General features: G+C 68.9%; 20 protein-coding genes and 1 riboswitch. Of the genes, 9 read left to right on the top strand and 11 right to left on the bottom strand.

Features of this window, described 5'->3' with window-relative positions; translation table 11 throughout:
• Positions 1-82: 82 nt before the first annotated feature.
• The 5 genes from EV643_RS31420 to EV643_RS31400 form a co-directional block, all read right to left on the bottom strand.
• Positions 83-1153: a substrate-binding domain-containing protein gene (locus EV643_RS31420; protein WP_133803803.1), complete on the bottom strand. Its 1071-nt coding sequence runs from the start codon at positions 1151-1153 to the stop codon at positions 83-85.
• A gap of 100 nt (positions 1154-1253) precedes the next feature.
• Positions 1254-2456 carry an ROK family transcriptional regulator gene (locus EV643_RS31415; protein ID WP_133803802.1) on the bottom strand — a complete coding sequence of 401 codons (1203 nt, stop codon included), beginning with the start codon at positions 2454-2456 and terminating at the stop codon, positions 1254-1256.
• Positions 2457-2825: 369 nt separating this feature from the next.
• On the bottom strand, positions 2826-3674 hold the full coding sequence (locus EV643_RS31410; protein ID WP_133803801.1) for an adenosylcobinamide-GDP ribazoletransferase: 849 nt from the start codon (positions 3672-3674) through the stop codon (positions 2826-2828).
• The gene (locus tag EV643_RS31405) at positions 3674-4375 is read right to left on the bottom strand and encodes a bifunctional adenosylcobinamide kinase/adenosylcobinamide-phosphate guanylyltransferase (protein ID WP_133803800.1); all 702 of its coding nucleotides are present in this window, start codon (positions 4373-4375) and stop codon (positions 3674-3676) included. Before EV643_RS31405 ends, EV643_RS31410 begins: the two co-directional genes overlap by 1 nt.
• Complete coding sequence (locus EV643_RS31400) at positions 4368-5177, bottom strand: ECF transporter S component family protein (protein WP_133803799.1); 810 nt, start codon at positions 5175-5177, stop codon at positions 4368-4370. Before EV643_RS31400 ends, EV643_RS31405 begins: the two co-directional genes overlap by 8 nt.
• A gap of 104 nt (positions 5178-5281) precedes the next feature.
• On the opposite strand from EV643_RS31400, the gene EV643_RS31395 reads away from it, so the two are divergent.
• Positions 5282-6478, top strand: coding sequence for an RNA-guided endonuclease InsQ/TnpB family protein (locus EV643_RS31395; RefSeq protein WP_133803798.1), 1197 nt, complete (start codon positions 5282-5284; stop codon positions 6476-6478).
• A gap of 36 nt (positions 6479-6514) precedes the next feature.
• Here EV643_RS31395 and EV643_RS31390 read toward each other — a convergent pair whose 3' ends face one another.
• The 6 genes from EV643_RS31390 to EV643_RS31365 form a co-directional block, all read right to left on the bottom strand.
• Positions 6515-8125 (bottom strand): ABC transporter ATP-binding protein, encoded by a 1611-nt coding sequence (locus EV643_RS31390; protein ID WP_133803797.1) that lies wholly within the window; start codon positions 8123-8125, stop codon positions 6515-6517.
• On the bottom strand, positions 8122-9219 hold the full coding sequence (locus EV643_RS31385; protein ID WP_133803796.1) for an energy-coupling factor transporter transmembrane component T: 1098 nt from the start codon (positions 9217-9219) through the stop codon (positions 8122-8124). Before EV643_RS31385 ends, EV643_RS31390 begins: the two co-directional genes overlap by 4 nt.
• On the bottom strand, positions 9220-9954 hold the full coding sequence (locus EV643_RS31380) for an SCO2322 family protein (protein WP_133803795.1): 735 nt from the start codon (positions 9952-9954) through the stop codon (positions 9220-9222).
• 269 nt (positions 9955-10223) lie between these two features.
• Positions 10224-10433, bottom strand: a complete 210-nt coding sequence (locus EV643_RS31375; protein ID WP_133803794.1) for a hypothetical protein — start codon at positions 10431-10433, stop codon at positions 10224-10226.
• Positions 10430-11440: an aldo/keto reductase family protein gene (locus EV643_RS31370; RefSeq protein ID WP_133803793.1), complete on the bottom strand. Its 1011-nt coding sequence runs from the start codon at positions 11438-11440 to the stop codon at positions 10430-10432. The genes EV643_RS31375 and EV643_RS31370 overlap by 4 nt, the downstream gene beginning before the upstream one ends.
• A gap of 54 nt (positions 11441-11494) precedes the next feature.
• Positions 11495-12085, bottom strand: a complete 591-nt coding sequence (locus tag EV643_RS31365; protein WP_133803792.1) for a DUF3043 domain-containing protein — start codon at positions 12083-12085, stop codon at positions 11495-11497.
• 165 nt (positions 12086-12250) lie between these two features.
• Here EV643_RS31365 and EV643_RS31360 point away from each other — a divergent pair, with 165 nt between their 5' ends.
• From EV643_RS31360 to EV643_RS31325, 8 genes are all read left to right on the top strand, one after another.
• Complete coding sequence (locus EV643_RS31360) at positions 12251-13069, top strand: PspA/IM30 family protein (protein ID WP_133803791.1); 819 nt, start codon at positions 12251-12253, stop codon at positions 13067-13069.
• Positions 13066-13341, top strand: a complete 276-nt coding sequence (gene pspAA / locus EV643_RS31355; RefSeq protein ID WP_133803790.1) for a PspA-associated protein PspAA — start codon at positions 13066-13068, stop codon at positions 13339-13341. The genes EV643_RS31360 and pspAA overlap by 4 nt, the downstream gene beginning before the upstream one ends.
• Before the next feature lie 275 nt (positions 13342-13616).
• Positions 13617-15110 carry a sugar transferase gene (locus tag EV643_RS31350; protein WP_238165921.1) on the top strand — a complete coding sequence of 498 codons (1494 nt, stop codon included), beginning with the start codon at positions 13617-13619 and terminating at the stop codon, positions 15108-15110.
• A 26-nt stretch (positions 15111-15136) separates the two neighbouring features.
• Positions 15137-15901, top strand: a complete 765-nt coding sequence (locus tag EV643_RS31345; protein WP_133803788.1) for a 3'(2'),5'-bisphosphate nucleotidase CysQ — start codon at positions 15137-15139, stop codon at positions 15899-15901.
• Positions 15898-16803, top strand: a complete 906-nt coding sequence (cysD, locus tag EV643_RS31340; protein ID WP_133803787.1) for a sulfate adenylyltransferase subunit CysD — start codon at positions 15898-15900, stop codon at positions 16801-16803. Before EV643_RS31345 ends, cysD begins: the two co-directional genes overlap by 4 nt.
• A gap of 2 nt (positions 16804-16805) precedes the next feature.
• Entirely contained in the window at positions 16806-18056 is a 1251-nt protein-coding gene (gene cysN / locus EV643_RS31335) for a sulfate adenylyltransferase subunit CysN (protein ID WP_238165920.1), read from the top strand.
• Positions 18053-18550 carry a PssD/Cps14F family polysaccharide biosynthesis glycosyltransferase gene (pssD, locus tag EV643_RS31330; RefSeq protein WP_133803785.1) on the top strand — a complete coding sequence of 166 codons (498 nt, stop codon included), beginning with the start codon at positions 18053-18055 and terminating at the stop codon, positions 18548-18550. The genes cysN and pssD overlap by 4 nt, the downstream gene beginning before the upstream one ends.
• Positions 18547-19101, top strand: coding sequence for a glycosyltransferase (locus EV643_RS31325; RefSeq protein ID WP_133803784.1), 555 nt, complete (start codon positions 18547-18549; stop codon positions 19099-19101). The genes pssD and EV643_RS31325 overlap by 4 nt, the downstream gene beginning before the upstream one ends.
• A 331-nt stretch (positions 19102-19432) precedes the next feature.
• Positions 19433-19601, top strand: a riboswitch (cyclic di-AMP (ydaO/yuaA leader).
• The last annotated feature ends 2 nt before the right edge of the window (positions 19602-19603 follow it).

The raw sequence follows: 19603 nt of genomic DNA, 5'->3' as shown, positions 1-19603 counted from the left end.
CAGCCTCCTGGGGCTTTCGGTCACGCCGTCGCTGCGGCGGCACCCCCGGCCTCCTCAAGCCGGGGGTGCCGCCGAGGCGGGCTTACTTGAGGCCGGCGGTTGCGCAGGCGGCCGCGAAAGACGCGGTGCAGATGTCGGACACCTTGTAGATCCCGTCCTTCACCACAGTGTCGTTGATGTTGGCCTTGGTGACGGCGACCGGGTCGAGAATCGTCGACGGGACGCCCTGCTTGTCGGTGGTCGACTCGGGCTTGTTGCCGTTCGCCAGCGCGACCGCGCCCTTGGCGGCGGCCTCGGCCTGCGGCTTCACGGCCTTGTAGATGGTCATCGCCTGGTCACCGGCGATGATCCGCTGGATCGCGGCCAGCTCGGAGTCCTGGCCGGTGACCGGCGGCAACGGGGTCACGCCGCCGCCCTTGAGGGCCGCGATCGCGCCGCCCGCGGTGCCGTCGTTCGCGGCGTACACGCCGACCAGGCCGTTCTTGATCGCGCTCAGCTGGCCCTCCATCCAGGCCTGCGCCTTGTCCGGGCTCCAGTCCGGGGTGTCGAACTCGGCGGCGACCTTGTAGCCGCTGGCGTCGAGCACGCTGTGCGCGCCCTTCTTGAAGTCGGCCGCGTTCGGGTCGGTCGGCGCGCCGTTGATCATGGCGATGTTGCCGGACGTCTTGCCGCCCGACTTCAGCGTGTCGACCAGGGTCTGGGCCTGCAGCTTGCCGACCGCCTCGTTCTCGAACGAGACGTAGTAGTCGGCGCCCTCGATGAAGCGGTCGTAGGCGATCACCGGCACGTTCTGGCTCTTGGCGGAGGCGACCACCGCGGCGGCGGCCTTGCCGTCGACCGGGTCGAGCACCAGCACGTTCGCGCCCTGGGTCAGCGCGGCCTCGGCCTGCTGCTGTTGCTTGGCGGCGTCCTGGTCGGCGTTGCTGTAGATCAGCTCGCAGTCGGCGCAGGCCGTCTTGAGCGCGTCGGTGAACAGCGGCCGGTCCAGCGCCTCGTACCGGGTGGTCTTGGACTCGGGGAGCAGCAGGGCGACCTTCTTGGCGCCGGAGCTGCTGCCCGCAGCCGGTTCGTCCGATCCGCAGGCGGCGAGGGACAGGGCAAGGGCCGAGACGGCGATACCGACGCCGACGATGCGGGATGTAGAGACGGACATCTGTGCTCCTTGACGTGAGGGCCCGAGTAGGCCTGAGCAGAGTCAAGCTCGCCTTGATCTTGACGTCAAGACTTGAATTCAAGAAATAGACATATTGGTGTTACACGGGAGTCGCCTGCCCGGTGGTCCTCCCGGCGGTCGCGCGCTGGTGGCTGAGCTCGGAGGCCACCTGAATGGCGCCGATCACATCCGCATCGTCGCCGAGTTCAGCCGGCCGTAACTCGACGGTCGCGGCCGCGCTCGGGATCGCGCACCGGTCGAGCGCCTCGCGCAGCGGGACCAGCACCAGGTCGCCCGCCTCGGCCATCTTGCCGCCGACCACGATGACCTCGGGATTGAAGAGATTCACCAGTCCGGCCACCGCGACACCGACCCGGCGGCCCGCGTCCTCGATCACCCGGCGGCAGCCGAGGTCACCGGCCACGGCCCGGGTGACGACGTCCCGGAGCCGCAGTGGTCCGTGCGAGGCGGCCAGGGAGTTGAGGATCGCGCGCGAGCCGACGAACGTGTCGAGGCAGCCACGGTTGCCGCAACGGCAGATCGGGCCGTTCTCGTCGATGGTGAGGTGGCCGATCTCGCCCGCCGTACCGGCTGAGCCGCGGAACACTTCGCCGCCGAGCACGATGCCCGCGCCCACGCCGTACGAGAACTTGATGTAGCACCCGTGCTGTACGCCGCGCAGCGCGCCGGCTCGTAGTTCGCCGAGGGCGGCGAGGTTCGCGGTGTTGTCGAGGACGACGGGAGCGTTGAGGTGGGCCGACATCGCGTCCGCGACGTTGACACCACGCCAGCCGGGGAGCACCGCGTCCGAACCCGCTTCGCCGCTGACGGAGTCGACCGGCGCGGGCAGGCCGAAGCCGATCGCGCCGATGTCCTCGACGCCGCGGCCGACGGTCTCGGCGAGGTCGGCGAGCAGTCGGGCGGCGCGCTCCATGCCGTCGTCGGCGACGTGGTCCGCCTGCAGCGGCATCAGTTGCTGGGCGAGGATCTCGCGGCTCTCCGACGCGATCGCGACCCGGACGTCGCGCTCGCCGAACGCGACTCCGGCGAGCAGTCCGCCGCCGGAGGCCAGTGACACCAGGACGGCGCGGCGGCCGTTGCGGATGCTGCGGGAGAGGCCGACCATGCCGGCGGTGTCGAGCTCCTTCACCATGTTCGACACGGTGGCCGCGGAGAGTCCGGAGGCGGCGGCGATCTCGACCTGGGTGAGCGGGCCGTGCTGCCGGACAACCCGCAGGACACGCTCACGGTTGGCTTCGCGCAACGAAGCCTGTGAGCCCGGTGCTGGGCGGGTTGCGTTCATTACATAAAGATAACGGATCCAGAGGCCAGTGCGGTGGGAGCCGCTGCCTCGCCGGTCGCGCCGAATCCGAACCTGATCGCCATGTGCCCTCGCCGCTACGCGTAGTCCTGCCCGCCAGGACGTCACCGGCGACACTAGTGCACCAGCCACCCCACCAGCACCAGACCCGCTTTGGTCGGCAGCCCCCTGTACTACGCGTATCCGCGCGGACGTGAAGCGCAATCACCCCGCGACGCCGCGCCGACGTGAAACCCACTCGCCGAGGCCCGCATCTCGGAGGTTGACCTCGGAGATGGATGGTTACCCACTCAGATTTCGAGGGGGCAACCATTCAGTTCGAAGGTTGGCCTCTGAGATTGCGGCGGCGGGTCAGGTGGTTAGGGCGAGGGTCAGGAGGGTGGTGGGGAGGGCTAGTTCGACTGTGGCGCCTAGGACGTCGCCGGTGATTCCGTTCAGGGTTTTGCGGGCGCGGTGGGTTACGGCGAGTGCGGTGGCGACGGCGATCAGGACGGCGGCTGTGGTGGCGATGAGGGTGGTCGGGGCGGAGGCGAGGGCGGTGGTTGGGGTGGCTAGCGGGGTGGGCGGGGTGGTGCTGGAGGCGGGGTGGTTGGTGGAGGGGGTGGTGAGCCAGGTGAGGAGGAGGGTGGCGGCGAGGGTTGTGATGGTGGTTAGGGCGGCGGCGCGCAGGGGGACCGTGGAGGCTACGAGTGCGCCCAGGCCGTCGGGGCGGGCGGTTGGGATGGTGGTGCGGCAGGACCAGGGGAGGGTGAGGCGGCTGGCGGTGGTCGCGATGAGGATGGACTGCCAGCCGAAGCCTGCGGTGATGCAAGTGGTGAGCGCGGCGACGTCGATCAGCAGAACGGTGACGATCGCGACGACGCCGAACGGGCCGATGTCGCTCTGCTTCATGATCCGCAACATGGTCTCGCGATCCCGCCGGCTGCCGAGCGCATCGGCGAAGTCGGCCAGCCCGTCGAGATGCAGTGCGCCCGACAACACCACCAGTACCAGCACCCCGAGCACAGCCGCCAGCAGATCCGCCTCCGGCTTCAACGCTTGAACACCGGCCACGACCAACGCCGCGAATCCGCCAAGCAGCAGCCCGATCCCAGGCGCGAACACCATCGCCCGCCCCGCGATCCGCCGGTCGACCTTGGACGGCATCGGCGCCGGGAGAACCGTCAGCGTCCCCAACGCCAACTTCAACCCGTCAAGCATCAGAGGGGAACCGTTCGGCCGGCGATGCACCAGAGGACGGTGGTGGAGTGGTGGGCGATGGTGGTGTTCACGCGGCCCATCAGGTCTCGGTAGAGGCGGGTGCCGGGATCGGCGGGTACTACGCCCGCGCCGACCTCGTTGCTGACGGCAACCACCAGGCGGGGGGTCCGGGACCACGCGGCGGCGAGGGCGGCGATCTCGGCTTCGACCTCGACCACCCGGTCGGGTGACGCCCAGACGTCGCAGGCGTCCATCGTGCGGGCCAGCCAGAGGGTCAGGCAGTCCACCAGCAGAGGCGGACCAGGGGAGTCGAGCAGCGGCACCAGGTCGATCGTCTCGGCCAGCCCCCACGTCGACGGACGACGCGCACGGTGCATGGCGATCCGCGCAGCCCACTCAGGATCGGCCGATCCGTCCCCACCGGTCGCGACGTACAGGGTGTCCGGGTGGTCGGCGAGTAGGCGCTCCGCCTCGGTGGACTTGCCGGATCGGGCCCCACCAAGTATCAGGGTCCGCTGCGACTCAACGGGCGTGGTCCACGACAACGAAGACCCATCGGGCGTGCGTACGTCGTACCGGAGTCCGTGTGGGGTCCGCACAGTGGAGACCTCGTAGCCCTCAACCCCCACGGTCCCGTCACGTCCGAGCCGAAGCACACCGTCGACGACAGCGCCGTCCGGACCGGTCACCAACTCAGCCATCAGTCCTCCCGGACTCGAACACCACCGGTACGTCGAACGCCGCCTTCCGCGCGGTCCGCCGGAACGCGTTCAGAATCGGCCGGCCCAACCCCAGCACCAGTACGGCGCACAGCACTCCGCGCGGAATGTCCCACCCCAGGGACGTTGCCACCACGAACAGGAAATACCGATGCAGGTTCTCCGCCAGCGAGTCGCCCGGGATGAACGAGAAGTCGCTGCCGAACGTCGCATACGGCCAGAACCACAGGTTCATCACCAACCCGTACAGCACGCCCGCCACCATCGAATACGCCGCCAGTAACAGGATCTCCAGCCGCCCACCCACTCGCGGCAACAGCCCGGCCAGGCACCCGACCCACGCACAGGCGAACATCTGGAACGGCATCCACGGCCCGACCCCACCGCTGATCATCGCCCCTGCCAGCAACGACACGGCCCCCAGCACGAACCCGAACCCGGCCCCGAACGCCCGCCCCGCCAGGATCAGCAGGAAGAACCCCGGTTCGAGCCCCGCCGTACCGGGCCCGAGTGCACGCAGAGCAGCACCGACCGCGGCGAGCATGCCGAGCAGCGAGATCACCTTCGCGTCGATCCCCGCCTCGGCCAGCTCGGCCAGTACGACGGCCACCAGCAACGGCAGCAACAACACGAACAACCAGGGCGCGTCCGTGGTGTGCCCGATCGCCGACTCCCCGACCTGGTCCGTCTGCCATAACAACGGCCAACCGAAGGCGAGGATGCCGACCAGCGACGCCAGCAACAGGGTCGCAGTACTGCGGGGCTTGAGCCGGACGAGTCTCACCTGAGCTGTCGCGGGGAAGTCCCGTCCTTAAGGGCGGGGAGGAACCGCGACTGCCTCCCTTCGGAGCTTGGGGACTGTCGGTCCCAACTGATTGGATCAGCGGTATGTCCCGGTTCCGGATGTACCCGAGTCCTGCGCAGCAGGCTGCGTTGCTGGAACTGTGTCGGGACGCCCGGTATCTGTGGAATCTGGCGCTTGAGCAGTGGGCGATGTGGACCCGCGACAAGGGCGCGACGCCGGGCTTTGCTGAGCAGTGCCGGCAGTTGACCGAGGCGCGAGCCGCGTTCGAGTGGTTGCGGGCCGGGTCGCAGACCGTGCAGCAGCAGGCGCTGCGAGACTTCGACCAGGCGGTCAAGAACTTCCACGCCGGGACCCACCGGCGGCCGACCTGGCGCAAGGCCGGGCGGCACGAGGGATTCCGGATCGACGGTTCCCAGGCGGCCCGTGTTGAGAAGCTGAGCCGGAAGTGGGCGCGGGTGCTGGTGCCGAAGGTCGGCTGGGTGCGGTTCCGGCTGTCCCGTGCCATTCCCGACGCGAAGTCGTACCGCGTGACCTGCGACCGGATGGGTCGCTGGTACCTCGCGTTCGCCGCGATCCCGGAGCCGATCCCCGCACCGGGGACGGGGGAGTTGGTCGGGGTGGATCGCGGCGTGACCGTCTCGGCCGCCCTGTCCACCGGAGAACTCCTGTCTTGTCCTGGGCTGTCGGACCGTGAGCAGGCACGGCTCAAGCAGCTGCAACGTCGCCTTGCCCGCTGCCGTCGCGGCTCCAAGCGCCGCGGCCGGGTGCAGGTCGCGATCGCGAAGCTGTACGCCCGGGCCGGCGACCGGCGCAAGGACTGGGTGGAGAAGACCAGCACCGACCTCGCCCGCCGGTTCGATGTCATCCGCGTGGAGGACCTGCGGGTCGCGCCGCTGACCCGGCGACCCAAGCCGAAACCCGACCCCGAACGACCAGGGAGGTACCTGCCGAACCGTCGCCGCGCCAAAGCCGGGCTCAACCGGGGCATCCTGGCCAACGGCTGGGGGCTGCTCGTCCAGCGCCTGGAGCACAAGGCGCCCGGCCGGGTCGAGAAAGTGAATCCTGCGTACACGTCGCAGACCTGTAGCGTCTGTGGGCACTGCGCACCGGGAAGCCGCGAGAACCAAGCGGTGTTCTGGTGCGTAGCCTGCGGACACCGGGCGAACGCGGACGTGAACGCGGCAGTGAATATCGCGGCCGGACGGGCCGTCAGCGCGCGCCGAGAGACGCCACCACGGGTCTCGTCGAAGCGTGAACCTCAACTCGCTGCCTCCGGGTAGTGGTTGGAATCCCCGTCCCTCAGGGCGGGGAGGACGTCAAGATGCCCGTTCCAGCGCGGTCGCGACTTCTCCGACGGTCAGGAAGGGCAGCGGGGCCAGGATCTTCGCCACTTGCGGCGCGAACGCGGGGGAGCCGGCGATGACGGCCGCGGTCTCGCCGTCGCTCACCAGTTCGCCATCGGCCAGCACCAGTACCCGGGTGGCGACCTCGGCGACCATCTCCACGTCATGGGTGGACAGGATGACGGCATGGCCCTCGGCGGCGAGTTCGCGCAGGATCTCGACCAGGCGGCGTTTGGCCCCGTAGTCCAGCCCACGGGTCGGTTCGTCCAGCAACAGCAGCGGGGGAGCGCCGCATAGTACGACGGCCAGGGCCAAGCAGAGACGTTGTCCCTCAGACAGGTCGCGCGGGTGCAACTGGTCGTCGATGTCGGGCGCCAGCCGATCCAGTAGTGAGCGGCAACGACCCGCACGCACCCGGAAGTCCGAGTCGGCCGCAGCACACTCCTCCGCGACCGTGGCGGCGTATAGGAGGTCCGCAGGTTCCTGCGGTACCAGGCCGACCGCTTTCACCAACCGTTTGGGCTTCGTACGACGCGGGTCCACGCCGGCCGCCGTCAGGGTGCCGGAGCGGGGCTGCACGAGTCCCACGAGGGCGTTCAGCAGTGTGGACTTGCCGGCGCCGTTGCGGCCCATCAGCGCGACCACTTCGCCCGAGTTGATGGTCAGGGACACACCGCGCAATGCAGTGATGGTCCCGTAGCCGGCGATGAGATCGTTGCACCGGGCAAGCTCACTGCCGACGACGGGGACCGGACGGATCGGGCCGGAGTCGCCCAACCGGTCCCGCAGTACTCCGGCCGCACGCCGGGCGTCCCGCACCGACAGGGGCAGCGGGGACCAACCAGCGAGCCGCCCGAGCTCCACCACTGGCGGTGCGACGGGCGCTGTCACCATCAGGTCGGCCGGGAGACCAGTGGACACGACAGCAGTACCACCGGGTACTTCGATCACCCGGTCGGCGTACTGGATGACCCGTTCGAGCCGGTGTTCGGCCATAACGACGGTGACGCCCAGGTCATGCACGAGTCGTTGCAGGGCAGCCAGGACCTCCTCGGCTGCCTGTGGATCCAGGGCCGATGTGGGCTCGTCCAGCACCAGTACGGCGGGGTGGGACGTCAGGGCAGCCCCGATCGCGGTTCGCTGCCGCTGTCCGCCCGACAAGGACGTCAGAGCCCGATCCCGTACGTCGGCCAACCCCAGTAGATCAAGGGTTTCCTCGACCCGGCGGCGCATCACGTCGGGCGCGACACCGAGCGACTCCATGCTGTACGCCAGCTCGTCCTCGACCGTGTCGGTGACGAAACCGGCCATCGGGTCCTGCCCGACGATGCCGACCACATCGGCCAGGTCGCGGGGGCGGTAGGCCTGGGTGTCGCGGCCGTTGACCAGCACGCGGCCGGCCAGGGTGCCGCCGGTGAAGTGCGGGACGAGACCGTTGATCGCGCGGAGCAGAGTGGACTTGCCGGAACCGGTGCGGCCGATCACCAACGCCAGTTCGCCCTCTGGAACGGTGAAGCTGACATCACGCAACGCGGGCTGCTCCGCCCCGTCGTACGTCACTGTCACCCGGTCGAACTCGATCATGCGGGCACCAGCTCACGCCGTCGTACCAGGGGAGGGGCGGCAACGGCGGGCGCCAACCCGAGCAGCAGACCGACCACAGGCAGCACCGGAACGGGTGGAACGACCAGCGGTCCGGCGAGAACCAGACCGTCCACACCAGCAGCCGCAGCAGCGATCATCGTCGCCGCGGCCGCCGCACCGGACGCCACCACCAACCACTCGGGCAGCGCCCACGGATCGGGCCGGTAGCGCGAACGGGTCACCCGCTGACGACCGATCGCCATCGCACCAGTGGCGAGCAGTACGCCGACCAGGAGGGCCGTCGCGGCCACCGGGACCGCCATCGCGTCGGTGAGCAACGAGTAGACGCCGAGCATGATGCCGAGGAGACCGAGCAGTACGGCGGCACTGGTGATCCGGCGTTGGCGGCGCGGCACGTGCGCAGTACGGCCGTAACCGCGGGAGTCCATCGCCGCAGCCAACTCCACCGACCGGTCGAGCGCGCCTTCCAGGACAGGCATTGCGGTGGTCCGGAAGGATCCGCGAGTACGGCCGCGCAGTCGCCGCGCGGCCCGGATCCGGCGAGCGTCGGTGACCAGTTGCGGTGCGAAGGTCAACGCGACCACGCAGGCCACACCCATCTCGTAGAGGGCTCCCGGCAACGACTTGAGCAGCCTGCGCGGACTGGCCAGCGCGTTGGCGGCACCGATACAACACAGCATCACGGCGAGCTGGCCCCCGTCGTACAGGGCGGTGACCAAGGCCTCGGCGGTCACTTCGCCGCCCAGCTTCACACCGCTGGCCCAGTCGGGCAACGGGATCTGCGGCAGGGTGAACAGCACTGTGTTGCCTTGCGAGCGCGTCGACAGCAGAGCCTGCAGCACCACTCGGATGCCGATCACAACCAGGCCGAGTTTGAGGAACGCGACGAAGCTGTTGGCCCAGGGGTCGTCACTGCGCCGTGTGGAGACAACAAAGCCGGCCACTGCCAGGATCAGGATGAGCAGGACGGGGTTGCGGGTCCTGCTCGCGGCCACGGCCAGGCCGAGCGCCCACAACCACCAGGCCCCCGGGTGGAGTGCCCGGGGGAGGTTCAGGTGGTGGACCGCTCGCACCTAACTCTGCTGACTCGCGCGGCGACGGCGGCTGACGAAGTACGTGCCGCCGGCAAGCAGGACCACGAGCGCTACGAAGCCGACGATGCCGCCCCATGGAGCGTCTTCCTCCTGCTCAGCTGGAGCGCTGCTGCCGTTGGTCGGTACTGCGGTCGGGGTCGGCGTGGTCGCCGCGCCCACCGCCGCACCGATCTCCAGCGTCACCGGCGTGTCCGTCGCGGGCACCTGGATGTTCTTGACCGGGTCGCCGCATCCCTTGCCCGGGTAGCCGCCGATACCGCAGGTCAGGCCCTTCTCGATCCGGACCGGCTGGACGGCGGAGAGGATCTTCGCGCCGGTCGCCTTCGGGTCGGTGACCACACACGTCCCGGAGGCCGCGGGCGGCGTCTCACCCGAGGCGGAGTCGGCCGGCGTACCGGCGTCGATCACCAGGGCGACCCGCTTCTTGCCGGACTCGGCCGGCGTCGCCCCGCAGATCGCGGCGAAGTCACCGGCAGCGCGCGGTACCCGGGGCTTCGCGCCGCCGACGGCGTACCGCCAGCCCTCGACGGAGCCGTCGGCCGGAGTCACCCCTTCGGCGCCCTTCTGGGCGAAGGCCCACTGTCCGTTGGTCCATTGGTAATAGCCCCAGAAACGGTAGCCGTCCTCGGCCTGGGCGGTGGTGGTGACGGTCCCAGCCAGCAGGAGACCCGCCAGCAGGCTGAGGACCAGTCGTACGGTCCGGTGTGCAGTCATCTCGTGTCCTCGATCGGGCCGGGCCCGGTGGAGGAGGTCCCGCCTGCAGCGGCAGGGTGGGGCTCCACCCGCGGACCACGGCGGGTAGCTGAGCCTGTCTGCCTGCGTCACAGTGTTCCGGCTCGCCACCTGAGGTGGCCTACGGTTGCGGGTCAGCGCCGGCTTCGGACCGGCTTCCCTGCGACGCAGGAGTGGTTCGCCCGCATCCTACCGCCGAGCCTGTACTGCGAGCGCGCGGCGGGGCGCAGCTCGCAGTACAGGCTCGATGACTACTCCTGGGCGGCGAGGCTCATCGGGCCGTAGACCTCGCGGCCGTCTTCGAGGAGGTAGACCTGGGCGACGCCCTGTTCGGCCAGATCGCGCCAGACCTCGCCCAGCCAGCTCTCCGCGTCGCCCTGGGCGGAGAAGTCCGAACCGCCGACCTCACCCGGGTCGGCCGGCTCGCCGGCAGCGGTCTCGAACCGCCAGGTCCAGCTCATGAGCCCGGCCGGGTCTGCGGCGAGTTCTGTACGGTCTTGGCCGGGTCGCTCTCGACGATGCTGCCGAGCGTCTCGTCGATCCGCTTCAGCAGTGCCTCCTCGAGCTTCACCCCGGACGCCTTGACGTTCTCGGCGACCTGCTCGGGCCGGGAGGCGCCGATGATCGCGGAGGAGACGTTCGGGTTCTGCAGCACCCAGGCGACGGCGAGCTGGGCCAGCGAGAGACCGGCCTCGTCCGCGAGCGGCTTCAGCTCCTGCACCCGGGTCAGTACGTCGTCGGTGAGGAACCGCTTGACGAAGTTCGAGCCGTTCGCGTCGGTCGCCCGGGAGCCCTCCGGCGGCTGCTGGCCCGGCAGGTACTTCCCGGTCAGCACACCCTGCGCGATCGGCGAGAACACCACCTGGCCGATGCCGAGCTCCTCCGAAGCCGGCACCACCTCGGCCTCGATCACCCGCCAGAGCATGCTGTACTGCGGCTGGTTGGAGACGAACGGGATCCGCAGTTCACGGGCCAGCCGGTGTCCCTCCCGCAGCTGCTCGGCCGTCCACTCCGAGACCCCGATGTAGAGCGCCTTGCCGGACCGGACGACGTCGGCGAAGGCCTCCATCGTCTCTTCCAGCGGCGTCTCCGTGTCGAACCGGTGCGCTTGGTAGACGTCCACGTAGTCGGTCTTCAGCCGCCGCAGCGACCCGTTGATCGACTCGTGGATGTGCTTGCGGGACAGGCCCACGTCGTTCGGTCCGCCCGGCCCGGTCGGCCAGTAGACCTTGGTGAGGATCTCCAGCGACTCCCGCCGCTCACCCTCGAGCGCCTCGCCGAGTACCGTCTCCGCCTTGGTGTTCGCGTACACGTCGGCGGTGTCGAACGTGGTGATCCCGGCGTCCAGCGCCGCCCGGACACAGGCCTTCGCCTGCTCGTTCTCCACCTGCGATCCGTGCGTCAGCCAGTTCCCGTAGGAGATCTCGCTGATCTTCAACCCACTGTTTCCGAGATACCGAAAGTCCATGCCCCGACCCTACTTCCTGGCTCCGACAGCGGGTGGCGGCGTACGGAGTGTGCGTCAGCTGGGCTTCTCGCCGCGTTTGACCATCGGCTTGGGGAGCCGCCAGCGGCGCATCTGCATGGTGCGGCGGACGGCGTAGAAGCCGAGGCCCTTGGCGGATTCCTTCGGGAACTTGGCGGTGACGGCGCGCTTCAGGCTGCTGGTGAGGAGGATCCAGTCCAGCGCGATCGCGGCGATCATGGCCAGGAAGAGCAGGTTGACCACGCCGGGCAGCCAGGTGAAGACGCTGGAGAACACGACGCCGAGCAGCGAGATGACCAGCAGCACCGGCAGCGCGAACTCCATCACCGACCAGCGGGCGTCCACGTAGTCGCGGGCGAACCGGCGCAGCGGGCCCTTGTCGGCGGCGGGCAGGTAGCGGTCGTCGCCGGTCTTCATCGCCTCCTGCATCTTGGCCCGCTCGGCCCGGACCTTCTCCCGCCGGTAGGCGGAGGCCTCCTTGCGGTTGCGCGGCTTCTTCAGGGCGGCCTTCCGGGCCGCCTCGGCCTCCCGCCGGGTGGGCGTCGGCCGTCCCTTGCCGCCCTCCTTGGGCTGGGGGGTCGTTTGAGTGGCGTCGGGCGATGATTCAGACTTGGTACGACGGAACACGGGGACTGAACCTCATTCGGGCTGCACTGGTTGCTCGGGGTGGTCCCCGGACCTTTGCACCACTTTATCGGGGCCGGTCCCGATGGTGTGGTGACCCATGGGGACATAGGGTGGTTGGCACGCACGCCGGTTCCACTCGCCGGCTCAGAAGGGGTATGGATATCGATGAGCATCTTCAGGCGGATGTCGACGATCTTCAAGGCCAAGGCGAACTCCGCCCTGGACAAGGCCGAGGATCCTCGCGAAACCCTTGACTACTCGTACCAGAAGCAACTCGAGCTGTTGCAGAAGGTGCGCCGTGGTGTGGCCGATGTGGCCACCAGCCGGAAGCGGGTGGAGCTGCAGGCCTCTCAGCTGCAGTCCCAGTCGCAGAAGCTGCAGGACCAGGCCCAGAAGGCGCTCTCGATGGGCCGCGAGGACCTCGCCCGGGAGGCGCTGACCCGCAAGTCCGGGCTGCAGGGCCAGATCGACGACCTGCAGACCCAGCACGCCCAGCTCCAGGGTGAGGAGGAGAAGCTCACTCTCGCCTCGCAGCGGCTGCAGGCGAAGGTGGAGTCGTTCCGGACCCGCAAGGAGACGATCAAGGCCACCTACACCGCGGCCGAGGCGCAGACCCGGATCAACGAGGCGTTCTCCGGCATCTCCGAGGAGATGAGCGACGTCGGTCTGGCGGTGCAGCGGGCCGAGGACAAGACCCAGCAGATGCAGGCCCGGGCCGGCGCGATCGACGAGCTGCTCGCCTCCGGCGCGCTCGACGACGCCTCCGGCAGCAGCAAGGACAGCATCACCCTCGAGCTGGAGCGGATGTCGTCCAACTCCGACGTGGAGGGTGAGCTGGCCGCGATGAAGGCCCAGCTGTCCGGCGGTAGTGCGCCCAAGGAGATTGCCAACGACGCCCCGGCCGCCGCGCCGGTGCAGCAACCCGCCCAACAGGCCACGCCGGAGGCTCAGCCGGCCCGACCGCAGGACGGAGATGTTCGATGATCGTTCGGATCATGGGTGAAGGTCAGTGGCGGCTGGCCGACGAGAAGGTGGACCAGCTGAATGCGGTCGACACCGACCTCGAGAAGGCCGTCTCGGCCGGTGACGAGGAAGGCTTCCGTGCCGCGTTCGCCGCGCTGCTGGCGTTCGTCCGCGGCGGCGAGCGGGTTCCGGACGACGACCTGCACGACTCCGACGCGATCCTGCCGCCGGGTGACAGCAGCCTCGCCGAGATGCGCGAGCTGATCAGCGGCGACGGCCTGATCGCGGGCTGACGACCAGGCGAGTGGTTCGAACGAGAGTGCGCTGATCGCCGACCCCTGATCACGCACCGTAACTGAAGAGCTCATCCGGAAGGGCCGACCCGTGAGGGTCGGCCCTTCCGGCCTTTTCTGGTTCAAAAGCTTGACCTGATCAACGCGCAGTTACGCCTATGCCGAGCGGGTCACTCGTAGTACCCTCAGCTGAACTGCTGCCGACGAGGTGGCGAACATGGGGCAAACTGCACCGGGGGAGAGTTGGTGCAGCGTTCACCGGGGGGTGACTGAGGGTGACGGATCATGCCGTCGTGGGGGACAACGCGCCGGATCGGAGGCGACCCGTTTGGGTCGTGCCGCAGACGGTGCCGGCCATCGTGCCGCGCCCGTCGCGGGCGACGGAGCCGCCATGGGTGGCGGTCTACCGCTGGGCCGCGATAGGTGGCGACCTGCTGGCTGCCGTCGTCGGGGTGTCGGTGGCGCTGCTGACCAGGTTCGGCTACCAGGTCGGCGCCGGTTACCTGATTTTCGGCTGTCTGCTGCCGATCGCATGGGTGGCCTCCGTGGCACTGGCCCGCGGCTACGAAACCCGGTCCTTCGGGGCCGGTGCCGAGGAGTTCCGCTCGATCCTGCGGTCCGGGGTCGCCTTGACTGCCCTGGTGGCGATCGCGTCGTACGCGACCAAGAGCGAGATCGCCCGCGGTTTTGTCGTACTGGCCATCCCGGTGACCGTCCTGCTGGCGTTGCTGCTGCGCTACTTCCTTCGCCGTGACCTGAGCCGGCATCGGTACCGCGGCCGCTGTATGCGTCGCGTCCTGGTGGTCGGCCGGAACGGCGAGGCGGCGACCTTGCGCGAGCGCTTGGAGAAGCGGCCCGCAGACGGCTTCCGGGTCGTGGCCGTCTGCCGTCCACGCGGCGAGACCCGAGGTATCGGGCTGCCAGGGGACCTGCTGGACGAGGCCGACATCATGGCGGCGGTGAACCGGCACTCGGCCGACGTCGTCGCGGTCGCGTCTGATCCCGAGCTCACCGGGCAGTCGTTGCGCCGGTTGTCCTGGGCGCTGGAACAGTGCGGGGTCGAGTTGATCGTCTCGCCCGGCATCATCGAGGTCGCCGGTCCGCGGATCTCGGTCCGTCCGGTCGCCGGGCTCTCGTTGCTGCACCTGGAGCGGCCGTCGGCCAGCGCCGGACCGCATCTGCTGAAGAACGTCTTCGACCGCGTGGTGGCACTCGTCCTGCTGCTCCTCGCGGCACCACTGCTGATCGGCATCGGTCTCGCGGTCGGCCTCACCAGCCGCGGGCCGGTGCTGTTCACCCAGCGCAGGGTGGGGCGTGGCAACACCGCGTTCACGATGCTGAAGTTCCGCACGATGTGTGTCGACGCGGAGGCCAGGCTGGCCGAGCTGTCCGGCCACAGTGACGGCAACGCCGTGCTCTTCAAGCTCCGGGCCGACCCACGGGTGACCAAGGTCGGTGGCTTCCTGCGCCGCTACTCGCTCGACGAACTGCCGCAGCTGATCAACGTACTCCGCGGCGAGATGTCGCTGGTCGGACCGCGGCCGCCGCTCGAGAGCGAGGTGGAGCGGTACGCCGCCGACGACACCCGGCGGATGTTGGTCAAACCGGGGCTGACCGGGTTGTGGCAGGTGAGCGGGCGCAGCGACCTGTCCTGGGACGAGTCGGTGCTGCTCGATCTGCGCTACGTCGACAACTGGTCGATGACGCTGGACCTGCTGATTTTGTGGAAGACCGCGCGAGCGGTCCTGAAGGGCTCGGGGGCTTACTGAGCTCATGCTCGAGGTGGGGGAACTGGATGGGGAACAGAGAAGACGGCGAACTCGCCGCGGAATTGGCGGCCGCGGCGGGGGAGCTGTTGCTCGAACTGCGGACGGGTGGGGAGACCGGACGCGATCTTGGCGCGCGCGGTGACCGGCTCGCGAACGAGCTCCTGATCGACGGCCTGCGGGCTCGCCGACCCAACGACGCTGTGCTGAGCGAGGAGTCCGCCGACAGCCCGGCACGACTCTCCGCCCGGCGGGTGTGGATCATCGATCCGCTGGACGGCACCCGCGAGTACGGCGAGCTCCCGCGGCTGGATTGGGCCGTGCACGTCGCTCTGTGGGAGGACGGTGACCTGGCCGCCGGAGCGGTCGCGTTGCCGGCCATCCAGCTCGTACACGACACCAACCAGTCGGGATCCTTACCACCTCGCCTTGTCGGTCCAACACGTATCGCTGTCAGCCGGACCCGTCCACCGGCCCTGGTGCATGCGCTCGCGGGCCGGATCGACGCGGAACTCGTGCCGATGGGTTCGGCGGGGGTCAAAGCGACCGCAGTACTGCGGGGCGAGGTCGACGCCTACGTCCACGCGGGTGGTCAGTACGAGTGGGACTCGGCGGCACCCGTCGCCGTGGCCCGTGCGGCCGGGGTGCACTGCAGCCGGATCGACGGGTCGCCGCTGCGCTACAACCGGCCCGATCCCAAGTTGCCGGATCTGTTGATCTGCCGGCCGGAGATCGCCGAGGAGTTGCTGTCGGCAATCGCCGGCCTGGAGTTTCCGGAGGTGAGGGCCTCGTGAGCCGCACGTATCAGTTGACCCAGTTGCAGACGCTGGAGTCCGAGGCGATCCACATCATCCGCGAGGTGGCGGCCGAGTTCGAACGGCCGGTGCTGCTGTTCTCCGGCGGCAAGGACTCGATCGTGATGCTTCGCCTTGCCCAGAAGGCGTTTCACCCGGCTCGGATCCCGTTCCCGGTGATGCACGTCGACACCGGGCACAACTTCCCCGAGGTACTGGCGTTCCGGGACAAGCGGGTCGGCGAGCTCGGCGTACAGCTGGTGGTGGCGAGTGTGCAGGAGGCGCTGGACCGTGGGTTCGTCCAGGCGCCGCCCGACGGCACGCGGAACCGGATCCAGACGCCGGTGTTGCTGGAGGCGCTGGAGAAGCACCAGTTCTCCGCGGTGTTCGGTGGGGCCCGGCGGGACGAGGACAAGGCGCGGGCGAAGGAGCGGGTGTTCTCGTTCCGGGACGAGTTCGGTCAGTGGGATCCGAAGAACCAGCGGCCGGAGCTGTGGAACCTGTACAACGGCCGGATCCACCTGGGCGAGAGCATCCGGGTGTTCCCGCTGTCGAACTGGACCGAGCTCGACATCTGGCAGTACATCGCCCAGGAGCGGCTCGAACTGCCGTGCATCTACTACGCCCACGAGCGGGTCGTCTTCGAGCGGAACGGAATGTTGTTCGCGGCAAACGAATTCTGCCGGCCGCGTGGCGGCGAGGAGACGTTCACCGCGAAGGTCAGGTACCGGACCGTCGGCGACGCGTCGTTGACGGCGGCCGTGCTGTCGGACGCGGACACCGTCGACAAGGTCATCGCGGAGGTGGCCAGCACCCGGATCACCGAGCGCGGCGCGACCCGCGGCGACGACAAGTTCAGTGAGGCCGCGATGGAAGATCGCAAGCGGGAAGGGTACTTCTGATCGTGGACCTCCTCAGACTGGCGACGGCCGGATCCGTCGACGACGGCAAGAGCACTTTGATCGGCCGGCTGCTGTACGACACCAAGTCGGTGTTCACCGACCAGATCGAATCGGTCGAGCGGGCCAGCCGGGATCGCGGCGACGACTACGTGAACCTGGCCCTGCTGACCGACGGACTGCGGGCCGAACGCGAACAGGGCATCACGATCGACGTGGCCTACCGGTACTTCGCGACCCCGCGGCGAAAGTTCATCGTCGCGGACACCCCGGGGCACATCCAGTACACCCGGAACATGGTCACCGGCGCGTCCACGGCCGACCTCGCGCTGATCCTGGTGGACGCTCGCAAGGGCCTGCTCGAGCAGAGCCGGCGGCACGCGTTCCTGGCCACTCTGTTGCACGTTCCGCACCTGGTGCTGTGCGTCAACAAGATGGACCTGGTCGGGTACGCCGAGGACGTCTTCGAGCGGATCCGGGCCGAGTTCACCGAGTTCGCGGCCAAGCTGGACATCGGCGACCTGACCGTGATCCCGGTGTCGGCGCTGATCGGCGACAACATCGTCACCAGGTCGGCCGCGATGAGCTGGTACGAGGGACCGAGTCTGCTGCACCACCTGGAGAACGTGCACGTGGCCAGCGACCGGAACCTGATCGACGTCCGGTTCCCGGTGCAGTACGTGATCCGGCCGCAGTCCGACAAGTACCGCGACTATCGCGGGTACGCCGGGCAGGTGGCCGGTGGGGTGCTCCGGGCCGGTGACGAGGTGATGGTGCTGCCGTCGGGATTCAGCACCACGATCGCGTCGATCGAGACCGCCGACGGCCCGGTCGAGGAGGCGTTCCCGATGATGTCGGTGACGATCCGGCTGACCGACGAGATCGACGTGTCCCGCGGCGACATGATCTGCCGGGTGCACAACACGCCGGCCGTCACCCAGGACGTCGACGCGATGGTCTGCTGGATGGACGACGTACCGATGCGGCCCGGGCAGCGATTCGCCATCAAGCACACCACCCGGTCGGCCCGGGCGATGGTGAAGGACCTGCAGTACCGGCTGGACGTCAACTCGCTGCACCGCGACCTGGCGGCCGATCACCTGGGCCTGAACGACATCGGCAGGGTCCGGCTGCGGACCACCCAGCCGTTGCTCTGCGACGAGTACAAGCGCAACCGGTACACCGGCGGGTTCGTCCTGATCGACGAGTCGACCAACCGCACGGTCGGCGCCGGCATGGTGAACGAGGCGAGATGACCACGATCGAGGCAGAGCAGCTCGACGACGACCTGGCCGCGTCGATCCGGGTCCTGATGGTCTGCTCCAGTGGCGGCCATCTGGCCCAGCTCATCTCCCTGAAGCCGTGGTGGTCGAACCGCGACGTCTGCTGGGTGACGTTCCCGACCGAGGACGGCAAGTCGCTGCTGGCCGGCCAGCGCACGGTCTACGCCTACTCGCCGACCACCCGCAGCATCAAGAACCTGATCCGCAACTCAGCTCTGGCGGTCCGGGTGATGGTCAGGGAACGGCCGGACGTGGTGGTGACGACCGGAGCCGGCGTCGCGCTGCCGTTCTTCGTGCTGGCCAAACTGGCCCGGATCCCGACGGTCTACATCGAGGTGTTCGACCGGATCGACCACGCGCCGCTGACGGCCCGGCTGTGCCGCCCGTTCACCAGCCGGATGCTCGTCCAGTGGGAAGAACAACAGGCCCTGTACGACGGGTCCACAGTGGTCGGGAGGTTGCTGTGAGCAACTTAGACATCCTGGTAATCCTCGGCACCGACCACCATCGGTTCGGGCGGCTGGTCGGCTGGCTGGACACCTACCTGGAACAGCCTGGGAACGAGTGGCTGCAGGCCCTGGTCCAGCTCGGCACCACGGCCGCGCCCCGGCGGGCCGAGGGGGTCGGCATCATCGGCTGGACCGAGCTCCAGCAGCTCATGCGCGACGCGACCGCCGTGGTGAGCCACGGCGGCCCGGCGACGATGCTCGAGGTACGGCGGCAGGGACACAAGCCGATCGTGGTGCCCCGGGACCCGCTGCTGGGCGAGCACATCGACCAGCACCAGCAGGAGTTCTCCCGCCGGATGGGCGCACTCGGCCTGATCACCCTCTGCGAGGAGCAGGCCGCGTTCGAGGCCGCCCTGACGGCCGCACTGCGGGATCCGGCGGCCCATCAGGTCTCGCCCGAGGAGAACCTTCGTGACAGCCTGCAAGTGGCCACCGCGGTGACCACGGCCGGCCGGATCATCGACGATCTGGCCGCCCGGCACGCCCGGCGGCGGCTCGCGAAGTCGTGAGGAACGCCGCAAACCCTACGGATTCAAGCGTTTGAGCGTCGACCGGCGTACGTAAAGAGTGTGACGTCGGACGCAGATCGAATGATGCCCCGACGCGTCCGGTACTCGCGTTTCGTCGACGGAGCGTGACCTTTTCGGCTGTTATCCAGCTGTTATGTAACTCTCCGTCCGGCTGTCGCTGTGCGTGATGGTTAAGGGCGCGGCGAGACACCTTGAGACCCCAGGACGGACCTGCGTAAGCTCACGCGGACTTGGTCGGCCTGGGGGCGACCGGGGTCCTTGTCGCCAGACTCACCGGCTCGCAACGCCGAGTTCCGCCCTCCGGGCCGGTGATCAACTACCACCCACGCACCAGAGGGCGGAAGTGGGGAAACCACAGGTACCGCGGGCCGACGGGTTACTTCCGCCGGCCCTTGGGGCGAAGCCGCAACCCCCCGCGGCCGGGTAACACTTCCGATCCGAGCCCGACAGCTAACCTCACAGGCGTGCAGGAAGGACTGCC

Origin of the sequence: Kribbella caucasensis (genome assembly GCF_004361855.1) — a bacterium.
GTDB classification, from domain to species: Bacteria; Actinomycetota; Actinomycetes; order Propionibacteriales; family Kribbellaceae; genus Kribbella; species Kribbella caucasensis.
The sequence above is the reverse complement of the archived record's forward strand: the minus strand, read 5'-3'. Positions and strand labels throughout refer to the sequence as shown.

Coding starts and splice junctions, on each gene's coding strand:
- EV643_RS31410 (WP_133803801.1), bottom strand. CDS start 3,674: ATGCTTGACGGGTTGAAGTTGGCGTTGGGGACGCTGACGGTTCTCCCG.
- pssD (WP_133803785.1), top strand. CDS start 18,053: ATGACCACGATCGAGGCAGAGCAGCTCGACGACGACCTGGCCGCGTCG.
- EV643_RS31380 (WP_133803795.1), bottom strand. CDS start 9,954: ATGACTGCACACCGGACCGTACGACTGGTCCTCAGCCTGCTGGCGGGT.
- pspAA (WP_133803790.1), top strand. CDS start 13,066: ATGATCGTTCGGATCATGGGTGAAGGTCAGTGGCGGCTGGCCGACGAG.
- EV643_RS31370 (WP_133803793.1), bottom strand. CDS start 11,440: ATGGACTTTCGGTATCTCGGAAACAGTGGGTTGAAGATCAGCGAGATC.
- EV643_RS31420 (WP_133803803.1), bottom strand. CDS start 1,153: ATGTCCGTCTCTACATCCCGCATCGTCGGCGTCGGTATCGCCGTCTCG.
- EV643_RS31415 (WP_133803802.1), bottom strand. CDS start 2,456: ATGAACGCAACCCGCCCAGCACCGGGCTCACAGGCTTCGTTGCGCGAA.
- EV643_RS31405 (WP_133803800.1), bottom strand. CDS start 4,375: ATGGCTGAGTTGGTGACCGGTCCGGACGGCGCTGTCGTCGACGGTGTG.
- EV643_RS31395 (WP_133803798.1), top strand. CDS start 5,282: ATGTCCCGGTTCCGGATGTACCCGAGTCCTGCGCAGCAGGCTGCGTTG.
- EV643_RS31375 (WP_133803794.1), bottom strand. CDS start 10,433: ATGAGCTGGACCTGGCGGTTCGAGACCGCTGCCGGCGAGCCGGCCGAC.
- EV643_RS31360 (WP_133803791.1), top strand. CDS start 12,251: ATGAGCATCTTCAGGCGGATGTCGACGATCTTCAAGGCCAAGGCGAAC.
- EV643_RS31345 (WP_133803788.1), top strand. CDS start 15,137: ATGGGGAACAGAGAAGACGGCGAACTCGCCGCGGAATTGGCGGCCGCG.
- EV643_RS31390 (WP_133803797.1), bottom strand. CDS start 8,125: ATGATCGAGTTCGACCGGGTGACAGTGACGTACGACGGGGCGGAGCAG.